Below are 14,745 nucleotides of genomic sequence, written 5' to 3'. Positions count from 1 at the left end.
CACCAGGCGAGGACCTGTGCGCGCGTTCCCACGGTCTCCCGGGCTTGAGTGGTCATGGCCCCCACCCTAGGGCCCAGATGTGACCCGCGGGTAAAGAATTAACGGGGTGGCGCGCGAGCTTTTCGTTCCTCGGTTCACCCAGAGGAAAATGTGGACGTGTCATTTATGCGCTTTGTTAGGATTGGCAGGAATCTTCCGGCCCGTCCGCCTGGGTAGAACCGTGCCTTTCGTGGGGGTCATGTCCATGCTGTTTGTGACCTCCAGAGAGGTTTAGGTTTCTATGCTCGCTGTGCTGCTCCTCCACGGCCTTGCAGCCCTGTGTGCGCCAGCGATCCTCAAACGAACCGGACGATCCGGCTTCTACGCCGTGGCACTGGTGCCCCTTGGTTCGTTGATTTGGCTGTTCACTCAAACTCCCCGCGTCTACGGTGAATCCGGCGAGTGGTACAGCACCCTCGAGTGGATCCCGCAGCTGGGGATCACCCTGGCCTTCCGCATGGACGCGCTCGCCTACATGATGAGCCTGCTGATCCTGGGTGTGGGCGCACTCGTGTTGATTTACTGTGCGCTGTACTTCAAGTCCGATGCGGACGGGATCGGGGCCTTCGCAGCGCAGCTCGTGGCGTTCGCCGGGGCCATGTTCGGTCTGGTCACCGCGGACGACCTCCTGGTGCTCTTCGTCTTCTGGGAAATCACCTCGGTCCTGTCGTTCCTGCTGATCAGCTACTCGCGCACCAAGCTCGCCGCTCGTCGCGCCGCGTTGCAGGCGCTCGTGATCACCACCGCGGGTGGCCTGGCGATGCTCGTGGGCATGATCATGCTGGGCGAGGCCGCGGGGACCTACCGCGTCTCACAGATTGTCGACGCCGCCCCGGAACTGATGGCGACGTCCGCCACCCTCAACGCGGCCATTATCCTGATCCTGGCCGGCGCGATCTCCAAGTCCGCGCTGTTCCCCACACACTTCTGGCTTCCCGCGGCCATGGCCGCACCCACGCCGGTCTCCGCATACCTGCACGCTGCGGCCATGGTCAAGGCCGGCATCTACCTGGTGGCACGCTTCGCTCCGGGGTTCGCCGCGACCGAGTGGTGGTTGCCGGTCACGGTTTCCCTGGGTCTGGCCACCATGATCTTCGGCGCTGGGTGGCCTGCGCCAGTTCGACCTCAAACTCATCCTCGCCTACGGCACCGTGAGTCAGTTGGGCTTCATCACCGCGGTCATCAGTTTTGGTTCCGCGGACACGGCCATGGCCGGCATGGGCATGGTCATGGCCCACGGTCTGTTCAAGGCCACCCTGTTCCTGTGCGTGGGCATCATCGACCACCAGGCCGGAACGCGAGACATCCGCAGGCTCTCGGGTGTGGGGCGCAGTGCTCCCAAGTTGTTCGTCGTTTCGCTCATCGGTGCCGCGTCCATGGCGGGTGTGCCACCGCTGTTCGGTTTCGTGACTAAGGAAGCCGTGCTCACCGCACTCGTGGACCACAGCGCGGAACCCCTGGGCATGATCATGCTCGTGGGCGTGGTCATCGGCTCCATCCTGACCTTCGCCTACAGCGCGCGCTTCATGTGGGGTGGCTTCGCCCGCAAGCCAGGACAATTCTCCGAACTGGACACCGCAGAGGATGGCCAGTCGGTCATCGGTGACTTCAAGCCGGTCCCGTGGGGTTTCATCCTGGCCCCGGCCGTTCTGGCAGTCCTCACCGTAGTGTTCGGTCTGTACCCCAAGCCCATGGAAGCCGGTATCAAGCCCTATCAGGAGGAGTTCTCCGACGCCGCCGAATCCGGGGTGCACTTGGTGCTGTGGCACGGATTCACCGTGGCCCTGGGCCTGTCCGCGCTGATCATCGCCTTGGGTGCGGTGCTGTACTTCGCTCGCCGCCCCGTGGGCCAGTTCCAGGACAGGCTGCCGGAGGTTCCCACCGGTGACTTCGTTTACCGAAAGATCGTCAACGCACTGGACCTGGTGGCCGTGTGGGTCACCGGTCGCACACAGCGTGTTCGCTGAAGTTCTACCTGTCGGTCATCCTGGTTACCGCGATCGTGGTGCCCCTGATCGCGCTGTTCTGGTACGAAACCCCGCCGTTGGCCGACACCCGCTACGCGGATTCCCCGGGCCAGCTGGTCACCGGCATTGCCATGATCGTGGCGGCACTGTTGGTGCTCACCGCGGGCAAGCGGTTCCTCGCGGTGCTGCTCGTTTCCGTGACCGGTTACGGCCTTGCGCTCATCTTCGCCCTGCAGGGTGCCCCGGACCTGGCGCTGACCCAGACGCTCGTGGAGACCATCATGCTGGTGGCCTTCGTGCTGGCGCTGCGTTCGCTGCCCGGTCCACTGTGGAACCGCCGACCCGCCGGTCGCAAGGCCTTCCGCGTGATCTTCGCCGTGGCGTTCGGGCTGTTCATGATGGCCCTTGCGGCCTTCTCGATCTCGTCCCGCTCCGCCGAGCGCATCTCGCTCGACCTGCCTCGCCTGGCTTACGAAGAGGGCGACGGCGCCAACGTGGTCAACGTGATCCTGGTCGACATCCGCGCGTGGGACACCTTCGGTGAGATCACCGTGCTGGTCGTGGCGGCCACCGGCATCGCCTCGTTGATCTTCGTGAAGAGCCGTGGCGACAGGTTGCGCAGCGAGCGGCACCAGCTGGACACGTCTGAACTCAAGATGATCCGCACGATGAACGCGGCCGCCCATTCGCAGAACGTCAACACCGAGCAGCTGGATCTGGCCCGTCGCTTCTCATCACGCCCGGATGCCGACCCGTTCATCCTGGCCGGCCGGACGCTGGCACCCGAACGGCGCTCCATCATCTTCGAAGTGATCGCACGGTTGCTGTTCCACACCTTCATGATGGTCTCCATCTACCTGCTGATCGCCGGGCACAATGACCCCGGTGGCGGCTTTGCCGGTGGCCTCATGGCCGCCCTGGCGCTCACGCTGCGCTATCTGGCCGGCGGCCGTTACGAACTGGAACGGGCCACCCCGGTCAATGCCGGTTGGATGCTCGGTGCGGGTCTGGCCATCGCCTCGCTCTACTCGATCGTGCCCGTGCTTTTCGGTGGCACCGTCATGCAGAGCTACACGTTCGAGTGGGACATGATCGTGTTCGGCCACGTGAAATTCGTGACCTCCGTGATCTTCGACATCGGTGTCTACCTGATCGTGATCGGACTGGTCCTGGACATCCTGCGTTCGTTGGGCGGGCGCATCGACGAGCGTAAGGAACGTGAGGCCTTCGACGGCACCACCAAGAAGGGCGGTGGTTCTCGCATCCGCGTGACCCGCAGCGGTCCGTCCGTCTCCGCGCAGCGCGTGGGGGACTCCGCTTCCGCAACCACGTCCAACGGACCCGGAGCCTCGGCCACGGGTGGCAACCCCACGGAGGTGCAGGGATGACTGTCAACCTGACATTGCTCGTGGTCATGGGCGTGATGTACTCCGTGGGCGTGTACTTGCTCCTGGAACGCTCCATGACCCGCGTGTTGCTGGGCATCATGCTCTTGACCAACGCCACCAACCTACTGATCCTGCACGCGGGTGGCGCCCCCGGATTCGCTCCGCTCTACAACAAGGATCTTGACGGATCCGAGTACTCGGATCCCCTACCGCAGGCGTTGATCCTGACCGCGATCGTGATTTCGCTGGCCACCACGGCGTTCATCCTGAGCATGATCTACCGCTCCTGGACCCTGGCCCGCCGCGACGAGATCCAGGACGACCTTGAAGACCGTCGCGTGGCACAGCAGTCCGCCTACGACGCCGAGGACGACGACGCCATGCCCCAGGACTCCTCCGAGTTCACCGACTCGGACACTCCGCCCGTACGGCCACGTCACAACGAAGAGGAAGCCACTGAGTCCCCCGGACATCACCGAGCACAGCACCTGGCTGCCCCTTCATCACCGGACTACGTCGAACACGCAGAGGGCCATCGCCATGAGGGTCACGGACCCGAGGACACCGGAGAGGAGGGTCGATCATGAACTATGACTTCGCGCAGCTAGCTCCGCTGGCCGTGGTGATCCCCTTCCTGGGCGCCGCGATGAACATGTTGATCGTGCACCGGAACCGGTTGCAGCGCTTCGTGACGATCGGTGCCATGAGCGTGACTCTGGCGTTGAACGTGATGATCATGATCACCGTGTGGAACCAGGGCCCGCAGGCCATCCACCTGGGTGATTGGGCCGCACCCTTCGGCATCGTGATGGTCGTCGACCAGCTGTCCGCCCTGATGCTCGTGGTCTCCGTGGTCGTTTCCTTGGCGGTGTTGATCTACGCGGCGGGCGAGGGCGTCGCCGACGGCGACGACGAGGGCCCCATCTCGATCTTCTACCCCACCTTCTTGATCCTGGTGGCCGGTGTCTCCAACGCGTTCCTCGCCGGAGACCTGTTCAACTTGTACGTGGGTTTCGAGATCCTGCTGACCGCCTCCTACGTGCTACTGACCATGGGCGGAACCGTGCAGCGCATCCGTGCCGGCGTCACCTACGTGGTGGTCTCGGTGATCTCCTCCGTGCTGTTCCTGATTTCGATCGGCATGATCTACGGCGCCACAGGCACGGTGAACATGGCCGATCTGTCCATGAAGTTGGCGGACCTGCCGCAGGCACCCAGATGCAGCTGCACCTGATGCTGCTCATCGCGTTCGGCGTGAAGGCCGCAATCTTCCCGCTGTCGTTCTGGCTGCCCGACTCCTACCCGACCGCCTCCGCACCGGTGACCGCCGTGTTCGCGGGCCTGTTGACCAAGGTGGGCGTCTACTCGATCATCCGTACCGAGACCCTGTTGTTCCCCGGAACACAGATCAACGACCTACTCATGTGGGTCGCCCTGCTCACCATGCTGGTGGGCATCCTGGGTGCGCTGGCCCAGATCGACATCAAACGTATGCTCTCGTTCACGCTGATCAGTCACATCGGGTACATGATCTTCGGCATCGCAGTGGGGACCGAGGCCGCGTTGGCGGCAGTGGTCTATTACATTGCCCACCACATCGTGATCCAGACCAGCCTGTTCCTGGTTGCTGGCCTGATCGAACGGCGTGGCGGCTCCACCAACGTGGATCGCCTCGCGGGCATGCTCAAGATCTCACCGTTGCTCGGCATTCTGTACATGATCCCGGCCCTGAACCTTGGTGGCATTCCGCCGTTCTCCGGCTTCTTGGGCAAGGTGGGTCTCCTGGAAGCGGGCGTGACCCGAGGAACCAGCCTGGACTACCTCTTGGTGGGCGTCAGCGTGTTCGTCTCGCTGCTGACCCTGCTCGCCTTGATCCGTGTGTGGATCCGCGTGTTCCTGCGCAGCGTGGACGACGCAGAGTACCCCGATCCTGTGCTCCGTTCGCGCACGAGGGACGGCAAGCGGCCCCGGACGTCCGGTCCGGCCTCGCGAGACGAGTCGAGCACGTTTGCCGGCCGGGACGCCGTGGTGCTCATGCCGAGCTTCATGGTGGGAGCCACCACGGCGCTGGTGGTCGTGGGTGTTGCCCTGACCGTGTTCGCCGGTCCGCTGTTCGACCTGGCGGATAACGCCTCACAGAACTTGATCAACCCGGATCGTTACATCGATGCCGTCTTCGCCCCGGTGGGCCAGGGCGGCGTGAGTGAGGAGGCACAGTGAGTACTTCTCCCACACTGAAGCGTTCCCAGAGCACGTTCCGCGCCGACATCCCGCTACTGCTGTGGCTGGTCGTGGTGTGGGGCGCGCTGTGGGGCGACTGGAGCCTGGGGAACCTGGCCTTCGGGCTGATCCTCGCTTTCATGGTGACCCGTGCTCTGACGCTGCCACCCGTCAAACTCTCCGGCCGCTTCAACGTCCTCCACTTCGCCGTATTCGTGGTGACGTTCATCTGGCAGGTGGCCAAAGCGAGTTTCCACGTGTTCAAACTTGCACTCCTGCAAGGTCCTAACGTGCACAACGCTGTGGTGGGCGTGAAGCTGCGACAGAACAACGACCTGTTGATGACCGCCGTGGGACACACCATGGCCCTGATCCCGGGATCGCTGGTGATCGAGGTGGATCGCGGTTCGGGCATCTTGTACTTCCACGTCCTGGACGTCTCCAACGAGGAGCAAGCGGAGATCTTCCGGAAGTCCGCCCTCCGAATCGAGGCCGCGTGGATTCGGATCATGGGCAACAAGGACCAGTTGAAGGCGCTGAAGCACGAGTCCAAGGGTGATGACACCACCGCGACCGGCATGATTCATTCACCGTCCACGCAGATGCACCGCGCAGGCGAGTCATCCGACCGGGGAAAGGAGTAGGCCATGTTCGAGATAGCCGTGTGGATCTGCGGAGTCTTTCTGGTACTGGCTGCGGCCGGCGCCATTTACCGCCTGGCCAAGGGACCTTCACTCCTGGACCGTGTGATCGCCAGTGACGTGTTGCTGGCCATTGTGGGTGCGTCCCTGGCCATCGAGATGGTCTACAACCACCACATGAACAACATCTTCCTGTTGGTCATCGTCTCGCTCATCGGATTCCTGGGATCCGTGACCGTGGCCCGCAACGTGGGAACGGGGAAGCCATGACGCTCGAACTCATTCTGGATATTGTCGCCGCCGTGTGCATGGTGGTCGGTTGCCTCATGTCGCTGGCCGCTGCCGTGGGCCTGGTGCGATTCCCGGACCTGCTTTCCCGGATGCACGCGGGTACCAAGCCCCAGGTATTCGGTCTGTTGTTGCTGCTGACCGCGGTGGCGATCGAGGGCCGTGACCCCAAGATGATCCCGTTGTTGATCCTGGCGTGGATTTTCATGCTGCTGACCGTTCCTGTGTCGGCCCACATGGTGGGGCGTTCGGCGTACCGGTCCAAGCACCTGCACGAGGAGAACCTCACTCAGGACGACCTCAAGAACGTGGTCGATTACGCGAGTACCCGGCGCGAGGATTAAAATTCTCGGCCCGGCAGGGGCTGAAGTTGTCGTAGAACCACCCAGTGGTTCGTATGCTTGGTGGAGAACTGTGAACCATGAAGAGGAGCGTTCGATGAGCAAAGCAATTGATTTGGCCAGCACCGCCGCATCGCTGGGCGGAACCGCAGTGGCCACAAAGGTCCTGACCGCGGGGTGGAAGAAGGTCACCGGCAATGAGCCTCCCGCCAAGAACCCCGATCCGGACGAGGCCTGGCGCGACATCATCGTGTGGGCTCTCCTCACCGGTTTGGTGACCACCCTGGTCAAGGTGGGCGTGCAGCGCGCGATGGCCAAACTCAACGAGGACGATCAGGACAATACGTCGCAGTCCGAAATCTGAGTCTGCCCGATCCGTGCAAGCGGCGGGTCACGTTCAATGAACGTGACCCGCCGCTTTCCTTTGGTCTGAACTTGTGGTCTAAGATGAGCTACTAACGACAGGGGAGCGCCCGAATGGCGCTGAGAGTGCGCGCCAGCGCAGACCCTCGAACCTGATCCGGCTAATACCGGCGATAGGGAGTCGAGCATCTCAAAGGACCCGTGCATGATCCGTGCATGGTTCTTTCCCCTCCTGTACTCATCAGGAGGATGAAACATGACACAGGTTCAGACCAACACATCTCGTACGCGCAAGAACACGCCTCAGAAGTCGTGGCGCGTGGTGGACATCGTGGTGGCCGCGGTGCTGGCCGCCGTATGCGCGGTCGTCTTCTGGGCGTGGGCTAATCTGCTCTACCCGGTGGCGACCACTGCTGCTGTGGCCTATCCGCCGGCGACCGGCATGATCGGCGGCGGCTGGCTGATCGCCGGAAGCCTGGGCGCGCTGATCATTCGTAAGCCCGGCGCGGCTATTTTCTGCGAGTTGCTCGCAGCCGTCCTGGAGGGTTTCCTGGGCACGCACTTCGGGTGGACCGTGATCATTTCCGGTCTGGTGCAAGGTGCGGCCGTGGAAATCGTGTTCCTGCTGACCCGCTACCGGAAGTTCGGTTTGGCCGTTGCCGCCGCGGGTGGGGCCCTGGCCGGACTGTTCATGGGCGTCAGCGAGAACATCATGTACAACTTCGAATGGGCCCTCGACCAGCAAGTGGTCTACGCATCTCTCACCACGCTGTCCGGTGCGATCATCGCCGGTGTTCTGATGTGGTTGGTCACCCGTGCGTTGCAGAAGACGGGAGTGCTCAACGGCCTGGCCTCGGGCGCAGCGCGGCGATGAGTTCGCACGTGGCCGTGGAGCAGCGCGGGGCGGAAGTGGTGCTCACGGACTTCGGGTGGCACTACCCGGGCCGCGAACAGCCGTCCTTGAGCGCGGTCAGCGCCCGGATCCGGCCGGGTGAGCGCGTGATGCTGCTGGGCCCATCGGGTGCCGGAAAATCGACACTGCTCCAGGCCATGGCCGGGGTCGAACAAGACCCGGACGGTGAGTCCCGTTCCGGGGATCTCACCGTCAACGGCCTGGACCCGCGCGACGCCCGCGGGTCGGTGGGCTTCATGCACCAAGACCCGGAGACACAGGTGATCCTGGCGCGCGTGGGCGACGACGTCGCTTTCGGCCTGGAGAATCTCGCCGTACCTCGCGAGCAGATCTGGCCTCGGGTGGGTGCCGCCCTCGCCGAAGTCGGTCTGGACCTGCCGCTGGATCACTCCACGACCGCACTGTCCGGTGGCCAGAAGCAACGCCTGGCGCTGGCCGGAACCATGGCCATGCACCCGCAACTGTTGCTGCTGGACGAACCCACCGCCAGCGTGGACGAGCAGGGAGCGGTCGAGCTGCGCGACGCCGTGGACCGCGTGGTGGCAATGGCAGGTACCACCCTGATCGTGGTCGAGCATCGCGTGGGTCTCTGGGAGTCCGTGGTGGACCGCGTGATCGTGCTTGATGATCACGGAAGCATCGCCTTCGACGGTCCGACCAAGGACGTGCTCGTGGACGCTCGTGAGCTGCTGCAAAAGCAGGGCACATGGGTTCCGGACTGGACACCCCACACTCGCCCTGCCCCGGCACGCGATGCGCAGGCCGCGCCACTGTTGGAAACGCGCGGGCTGGCCGCGAGCCGAACACAACCGAACTCGCGAGTGGTGGCGCGGCGGCGTCGTCGTGGGCGAAAGGCCTGGGCCAAGGGAAGGCCCGTTGAAACGGATGTATTCGGTAACGGGAATGCTATTCCGGCCGCGGCGAACATCAACCTGACCGTGCGAGCGGGGCAGGCGCTGGCCATCACCGGACAGAACGGCGCGGGAAAATCCACGCTGGCCCTGACCCTCGCGGGACTACTGTTGCCGTGCGCCGGAACCGTGCTGGCCACGGAGGCCCTCGCCGGGGATGCACCCGCGGACCCCTCCCTGTGGGAGGGATCCGAACTCATCACCCGCATCGGCAGTGTGTTCCAGCACCCCGAGCACCAGTTCCTGTGTTCCACCGTGCGTGCGGAACTGGAATACGGCCCGCTTCAGGCGGCACGTCACGGGGCAGGACCCGGCGTGAACGAAGAGCGCATCGACAGCCTCCTCCGACGCTTGGATCTCGAGGACATCGCGGATGCCAACCCGTTCACGCTGTCCGGCGGGCAGAAGCGGCGACTGTCGGTGGCCACCGTGCTGGCCTCCGCCCCGGAGGTGCTGATCCTGGACGAGCCCACGTTCGGCCAGGATGCAGAAACGTGGCGCGAACTGGTCACCATGCTGGTCGAGGAGATGGAACGCGGCACCGCCGTGGTGGCCGTGACCCACGACCGTGAACTCATCAAGGCCCTCAACGCCGTGGAAATGAGGTTGGGAGCATGAGCGTCACGACTATCGGGGACACCGCCCGGTTCAGCCCCGTAGGCCGCTCCAATGCCGTGGTCAAACTGCTGGGTGCCCTGCTCATCACCGCCGTGCTCGTGGTGAGCGCGGACCCGGTGACCAGTGGCATCGCGCTGCTCGGCCAACTGATCCTGCTCAGCGCGGCGGGGCAGAAACCGCTGCGCCTGCTTCTCACTCTGTGGCCCATCACGGTGGCGGCGCTCATCAGCGGCTGGGGCACCGCCATGCTGTCCCCGGAGGGCGGCACGGTGCTGCTGAATCTGGGGTGGATCACCGTGACCACCGGGTCGTTGGCGGCCGGTGCCGCTATCGCGCTGCGTGGCCTGGCCATCGCGCTGCCCGGCATCACGGTGCTGCTCACCACCGACCCCACGGATCTGGCGGACGGTCTGGCGCAAACCTTGCGGTTGCCCGAGCGTTTCGTGCTGGCCTCATTGGCGGCGCTGCGCCTGGTGGAGGTCATGGTCAAGGAATGGTCCGTCCTGGCCTCGGCTCGGCGTGCCCGCGGTGCCGGCAACGACCGCGGGCCGGTGGGGATGACCAAGGAGTTCGGCGGTCAGGCGTTCACCCTGCTGGTTCAGTCGCTCCGCAGGGCCACTCGCTTGGCGATGACCATGGAAGCGCGCGGGTTCGGCGCCGGAAAGCGTACGTGGGCGCGTGTGCCCAGCTACAGCCGCGTGGACCTCTACACGGGCGGCGCTGCGGTGCTGATCGCGGTGGGTGCCATTGCGGTATCCATGCTGATGGGGACGCACCGGTTCATCTGGCAGTAGTCAAGGGTCTCGACTCGGCAGTGTGGATGCCTACCGCCCTGGATGCCGACCGCACTCAAGTCGTGCGATCGGTGCCGCGGAGTTCCGCGTCAGCGACCCACCAGGTAACCGGTGAGCAGCTCCGTGAGCTCACGGCTGTGCGGCAGCGGTTGCTGGTCCAGTCGCACAACGGGCACAGCGAGCCGCACGGACGAGGTGAGCCACACGGCGTCGGCGCGGAGCAGGTCTGCCGGGTAGATGGGACCGTAGTCGATGCGCCAGCCATCCTGGCGGGCCGCCGCGAAAATCCGCGCCTGCGAGGTGCCCGGCAGAATGCCGTGCGAAGGTTCGGGCGTTATCAGCGTGCGCTCGCCGTGGCCGGTGCGCGCGCAAATCACGGACGACGTCGCCGCCTCGAGTACTCGACGATCGGTCGAGGTGGTGAAGATGGCCTCGTCCGCGCCCAGATCCCGCGCGTGACGCAGGGCGGCCATATTGACCGCGTACGAGAGCGTCTTGGCGCCGGGGAGCAACCACGCGCAGCCGGAGTCCTCCGCGGGATCGTGGCCACGCTGCAGCAGCACGGCGGAGACACCGTTGCGCCGCACCGCGAACGTCGCTTCGCCGACCGGGGTGACCGTGAGCCATGCCCACGGTGCTCCACCGGGGCGCCGCGGCTGATGCTGAGTTTGATGGCGTGCTCGGCACCCAATCCGGCGTCGCCTCCGGGGCCAGCGTTCGCGAGCCCCAGTTCAATGGCCTGCCGACAGGACTGTTCCGAAGGCACCGGGAGTTGAGCCAAGCGGGCGGACGCGCAGAGCCGGCGGTAGTGCGCACCGAACTTGTAGACCTCGCCGTCCAGAGCGTGCATTGTCTCGAAGACACCGTCGCCGCGGGTCAGCCCCTCGTCGTCGATGAGGACCAGCGGTCGAGAGGGATCGACCAGGTGAGGCTCTTGATCCACGGGGGCCATCATGACTACCGCGCGCTGCACATCACTCATGACTGTCCCTGTCCGTCTTCGGGAGATGTTGCTGATTCCGGGGCCGGTCCGGGGTGCAGAACTTCCGCGTTCTCCCAGACCGGATCCGCAGCGAGATAGGCCTGTTCCTGTTCGGCCCAGATATCCCAAAATTTCTCGTAGGAGCGGCCGTCGCGCTCCAGGGCGCGCAGTTTCCGCAAGTTTGCCGGGAGCTCGACCCACACCGAGGTGTCGAGCAGGGGGCGGGCGAGTTCATTGCAGGCTCCCACGCCCTCCACCAGCACTATTTCTGCGGCGCGAGTGAGCCGGGGAGTGCCGGGCTCATTGGTCAGCCAGTCCCACGCGGTCCAATGAGCATCTTGCCCATTGCGCAGGGGTTTCAGGACCTCGTTCACGTACTGGTCGATGCCCTCTTCCAGGCCGTTCCACCCCGGGTAGATGTCCTCCAGGTGGAACACCGTGACATCGTGGCGACGCTCCAACACGGCGGCGAGCTGTGCGGTCAGGGTGGTTTTTCCGGCACCGGACCGGCCGTCGATGCCGACGATGAACGGTCGCTGCGTGGGCACGGGAAGTAACCGGGCCAAGTTCACGCCCTCGGGATAGCCGCGAACAGGGCGTCGTCGAAATTTTCCTCGGGGTCGATCACGATGTCTTGAGCCTCTGCGAGACCTCGGAGACCACGTGCGGGACCGCCGCCTGGATTTGTTCCCAGGCCAGGTCGAAGTCTTCCGCGCCGCCGTACCAGGGGTCGGCGATGTCCAGGTCGTCCCCGTCGCTGTCCTGCGCACCGAACGAGCGCATGAGCCGCACCTTCTCGGCGTGGTCATCGCCCAGCCGACGGCGCAGCTCGGCCTGATGTGCGGCCGTCATGGCCAGCAGCAGATCGGCGTCCTGGAGTTCGTCGTCGGTGATGCGGTGGGCCTGATGGTCCGGCAACTCGAGATCGTTGCGGGACAACACAGTGACGGCGCGGGAATCCACGGGATTGCCGTGCTCCTCATCGCTGATTCCAGCGGAGATCACGCTCACCCGGTCCTGCAGACCCGCCTTGGCCAGCTCTGCGTCGAGCAGGGCGTGGGCCATGGGGGAGCGGCAGATGTTGCCGGTGCACACCGTGACGATTTTGAACATGACCCCCACTTTACGAAACTTTGCATGAATGTGACGGCTCCGGTTCGATCCGCCCACAAAAATGGGGGCCTGGTGCCGATCCGCACCAGGCCCCCAATTCAGGAACAGTCAGCTAATGACCGCAGATTACTGCTGTGTGGGGGAGTCGTTCCCCTTCTTCCAAGGAGCCTCGCTGTCCGGAGTGGTCTCCGCAAGGTCGTCCACGGGGGACGAGGACCACGCGGTCTCGTACTCGAACGGGATCTCCTTGCCGTCCTCATCGGTCTGCCGGTACCACTCGGTGACCGAGGGGTCGTGGGAGTCGAAGTCCTGGCCGGCGGCGCGGTGGCCCTCGGCATGTTCGACCTGCAGCGCGAAGTCATCTCCGTGCTCGGCCAGACCCGTGGAGACTGCCTTGTCCACTGCGGACGCTGCGAAGCGCGAACGCAAGGTGGCCGGGTCCTTCCGGAGATCCTTGAACAGCGAGATCATCATGCCGGCCATGATGATGGCGAACGGCAGCGCGGAGACAATCACCAGATTCTGCATCCCGGCCAGGGCGTTGTCGCCGCCCACGAGCAGCATCACGATCGCGATGCCGGCCAGGCACAGGCCCCAGAAGATGACGATCCACTTGGACGGGACCGGCTTGCCCTTCTGCGTCATGGTGCCCATGACCACGGACGCGGAGTCCGCACTGGTCACGAAGAAGATGCCGATCACGATCATGGCCAGCACGGAGGTGATGGCCGACAACGGCAACTGGTCCAGCAATCCGAACAGCATGGACTCCGCGCCGCTCTCCACGGTCAGATCCGCACCGTTCTGCGCGTAGTACATGGCCGAACCACCGAAGACGATGAACCACAGGACACACACGGAGGCGGGCACCACGAGCACCACGGTCACGAACTGACGGATGGTGCGGCCCCGGGAGATCTTGGCGATGAACATACCCACGAACGGCGCCCAGGACATCCACCAAGCCCAGTAGTACACGGTCCAGGTGCTGGAGAACTCAGCAGCGGCGGGTCCCCATGCGGCCGACTGGCCGGTCATGAAGAGGTACTCGGAGATATAGGTGGAGAACACGGACGGGATCAGGCTGAGCATGAATACCGTGGGGCCCACGACGAACACGAACAGGGCCAGGATGAAGGCCAGCACCAGGTTGGTGTTGGAGAGGTAGCGGATGCCGCGGGACACACCGGACACCGCCGAAACAATGAACGCGATCGACAGAATGCAAATGACCACGATGGCCGTCGAGTTACCGGCCGAGCCGATACCGCCCACGATGTTCAGACCTTGGGAAATCTGAATCGCGCCGAAGCCCAAGGACGCAGCGGTGCCGAAGAGGGTTGCGAAGATGGCGAACACGTCGATGAGCTTGCCCAGCGTGCCTTCTACCTGACGCTGGCCGAGAAGCGTGGTGAAGATGCGGGAGATCAACGGCGCACGGCCACGGCGGTACGCACCGTAGGCCACGGAGACACCCACCACTGCGTAAATGGCCCAGGGGTTCAGTGCCCAGTGGAACGCGGTTTGGACCAGGGAGTACACGACGATGGAGTCGCTGCCGGCATCGGCCACGCCCTCGAAACCGGGGATGCCGCCTTCGAAGTAGGTCATGGGCTCGAACGCGCCGTAGAACATCAGGCCGATGCCCATGCCCGCAGCGAAGAGCATGGCGAGCCAGGAGAAGAAGGAATACTCGGGCGGCTCGTTGTCACGACCGAGCTTGATGCGGCCGGTGCGAGTGAAGCCGATGACCAGCATGAAGAGCACTGCTGCGGTGGAGAGCAGGATGAAGAACCAGCCGGTGTTGGCAGTGACCCAGGCCAAGGCGGTCGTTGAGACGTTGCTCAGGGTTTCCGTGGAGAGGATGCCCCACAGGATGAAGGCCAGGATCAGGGCCGCGGTGACCAGGAAGACCACCTTGTCGGTACCGAAGGACAGCTTGCGGTCCTCCACGCCCACGCCCGGGACCAGCGCCGGGTGGATGCCGTGGGGGTAGGTCAGCTCGTCGAAGATTCGGCGGGGACGGCTGCGGTTGTCCCGGTAGATGATTTCACCGTTGGGGGATTCGGTGGTCGTGGTCGAACTGGAACCGGGTTGGTTCTCTGGAGAATGTGGCGGCGTGCTCAAGACGGTCCTCCTGGACATGGCGTCGAGTGGATGAATCGTG

The 14,745-nt window shown here is 64.4% G+C and carries 12 protein-coding genes, 3 pseudogenes and 1 riboswitch; of the genes and pseudogenes, 10 read left to right on the top strand and 5 right to left on the bottom strand.

The window, feature by feature from the left end; all coding sequences use genetic code 11:
- The first annotated feature begins 280 nt into the window (after nt 1–280).
- From YO9_RS0112110 to YO9_RS0112065, 10 genes and pseudogenes are all read left to right on the top strand, one after another.
- Nucleotides 281–3,394: pseudogene (locus tag YO9_RS0112110) on the top strand (Na+/H+ antiporter subunit A).
- On the top strand, nt 3,391–3,981 hold the full coding sequence (locus YO9_RS0112105) for a Na(+)/H(+) antiporter subunit C (protein ID WP_016997736.1): 591 nt from the start codon (nt 3,391–3,393) through the stop codon (nt 3,979–3,981). The pseudogene YO9_RS0112110 and the gene YO9_RS0112105 overlap by 4 nt, the downstream one beginning before the upstream one ends.
- A pseudogene (locus tag YO9_RS0112100) lies at nt 3,978–5,614 on the top strand (Na+/H+ antiporter subunit D). The gene YO9_RS0112105 and the pseudogene YO9_RS0112100 overlap by 4 nt, the downstream one beginning before the upstream one ends.
- The gene (locus tag YO9_RS0112095) at nt 5,611–6,258 is read left to right on the top strand and encodes a Na+/H+ antiporter subunit E (protein WP_016997735.1); all 648 of its coding nucleotides are present in this window, start codon (nt 5,611–5,613) and stop codon (nt 6,256–6,258) included. The pseudogene YO9_RS0112100 and the gene YO9_RS0112095 overlap by 4 nt, the downstream one beginning before the upstream one ends.
- Nucleotides 6,259–6,261: 3 nt before the next feature.
- Nucleotides 6,262–6,525 (top strand): MrpF/PhaF family protein, encoded by a 264-nt coding sequence (locus YO9_RS0112090; protein WP_016997734.1) that lies wholly within the window; start codon nt 6,262–6,264, stop codon nt 6,523–6,525.
- Nucleotides 6,522–6,887, top strand: a complete 366-nt coding sequence (gene mnhG, locus YO9_RS0112085; RefSeq protein WP_016997733.1) for a monovalent cation/H(+) antiporter subunit G — start codon at nt 6,522–6,524, stop codon at nt 6,885–6,887. Before YO9_RS0112090 ends, mnhG begins: the two co-directional genes overlap by 4 nt.
- 94 nt (nt 6,888–6,981) lie before the next feature.
- On the top strand, nt 6,982–7,248 hold the full coding sequence (locus tag YO9_RS0112080; protein ID WP_031273206.1) for a DUF4235 domain-containing protein: 267 nt from the start codon (nt 6,982–6,984) through the stop codon (nt 7,246–7,248).
- 89 nt (nt 7,249–7,337) lie between these two features.
- Nucleotides 7,338–7,444, top strand: a riboswitch (TPP riboswitch).
- A 59-nt stretch (nt 7,445–7,503) separates the two neighbouring features.
- Nucleotides 7,504–8,121 carry an ECF transporter S component gene (locus YO9_RS0112075; RefSeq protein ID WP_016997731.1) on the top strand — a complete coding sequence of 206 codons (618 nt, stop codon included), beginning with the start codon at nt 7,504–7,506 and terminating at the stop codon, nt 8,119–8,121.
- Nucleotides 8,118–9,689: an ABC transporter ATP-binding protein gene (locus YO9_RS0112070; protein WP_016997730.1), complete on the top strand. Its 1,572-nt coding sequence runs from the start codon at nt 8,118–8,120 to the stop codon at nt 9,687–9,689. The genes YO9_RS0112075 and YO9_RS0112070 overlap by 4 nt, the downstream gene beginning before the upstream one ends.
- A complete protein-coding gene (locus YO9_RS0112065; RefSeq protein ID WP_016997729.1) occupies nt 9,686–10,483 on the top strand; it encodes an energy-coupling factor transporter transmembrane component T family protein in 798 nt (265 codons plus the stop codon). Before YO9_RS0112070 ends, YO9_RS0112065 begins: the two co-directional genes overlap by 4 nt.
- Nucleotides 10,484–10,572: 89 nt before the next feature.
- Here the strand turns inward: YO9_RS0112065 and YO9_RS18415 are convergent, their stop codons facing one another.
- The 5 genes and pseudogenes from YO9_RS18415 to YO9_RS0112045 all read right to left on the bottom strand — a co-directional run bounded on the left by YO9_RS18415 (nt 10,573) and on the right by YO9_RS0112045 (nt 14,705).
- Entirely contained in the window at nt 10,573–11,046 is a 474-nt protein-coding gene (locus tag YO9_RS18415) for an aminotransferase class IV (RefSeq protein ID WP_223286495.1), read from the bottom strand.
- 143 nt (nt 11,047–11,189) lie between these two features.
- Nucleotides 11,190–11,333: pseudogene (locus YO9_RS21710) on the bottom strand (aminodeoxychorismate lyase); the annotation flags it as partial.
- Between the two features lie 128 nt (nt 11,334–11,461).
- Nucleotides 11,462–12,013, bottom strand: a complete 552-nt coding sequence (locus YO9_RS0112055; protein WP_016997727.1) for a uridine kinase family protein — start codon at nt 12,011–12,013, stop codon at nt 11,462–11,464.
- Between the two features lie 76 nt (nt 12,014–12,089).
- Entirely contained in the window at nt 12,090–12,578 is a 489-nt protein-coding gene (locus YO9_RS0112050) for a low molecular weight protein-tyrosine-phosphatase (protein WP_031273202.1), read from the bottom strand.
- A gap of 126 nt (nt 12,579–12,704) precedes the next feature.
- Nucleotides 12,705–14,705: a BCCT family transporter gene (locus YO9_RS0112045; protein ID WP_016997725.1), complete on the bottom strand. Its 2,001-nt coding sequence runs from the start codon at nt 14,703–14,705 to the stop codon at nt 12,705–12,707.
- Nucleotides 14,706–14,745 lie beyond the last annotated feature (40 nt).

The sequence above is a fragment of the Kocuria atrinae C3-8 genome (assembly GCF_000286355.1).
GTDB classification, from domain to species: Bacteria; Actinomycetota; Actinomycetes; order Actinomycetales; family Micrococcaceae; genus Kocuria; species Kocuria atrinae_A.
This window is presented reverse-complemented; position numbering and strand designations above follow the sequence as displayed.

Coding starts and splice junctions, on each gene's coding strand:
- YO9_RS0112065 (WP_016997729.1), top strand. CDS start 9,686: ATGAGCGTCACGACTATCGGGGACACCGCCCGGTTCAGCCCCGTAGGC.
- YO9_RS0112075 (WP_016997731.1), top strand. CDS start 7,504: ATGACACAGGTTCAGACCAACACATCTCGTACGCGCAAGAACACGCCT.
- YO9_RS0112090 (WP_016997734.1), top strand. CDS start 6,262: ATGTTCGAGATAGCCGTGTGGATCTGCGGAGTCTTTCTGGTACTGGCT.
- YO9_RS0112105 (WP_016997736.1), top strand. CDS start 3,391: ATGACTGTCAACCTGACATTGCTCGTGGTCATGGGCGTGATGTACTCC.
- YO9_RS0112070 (WP_016997730.1), top strand. CDS start 8,118: ATGAGTTCGCACGTGGCCGTGGAGCAGCGCGGGGCGGAAGTGGTGCTC.
- mnhG (WP_016997733.1), top strand. CDS start 6,522: ATGACGCTCGAACTCATTCTGGATATTGTCGCCGCCGTGTGCATGGTG.
- YO9_RS0112050 (WP_031273202.1), bottom strand. CDS start 12,578: ATGTTCAAAATCGTCACGGTGTGCACCGGCAACATCTGCCGCTCCCCC.
- YO9_RS0112080 (WP_031273206.1), top strand. CDS start 6,982: ATGAGCAAAGCAATTGATTTGGCCAGCACCGCCGCATCGCTGGGCGGA.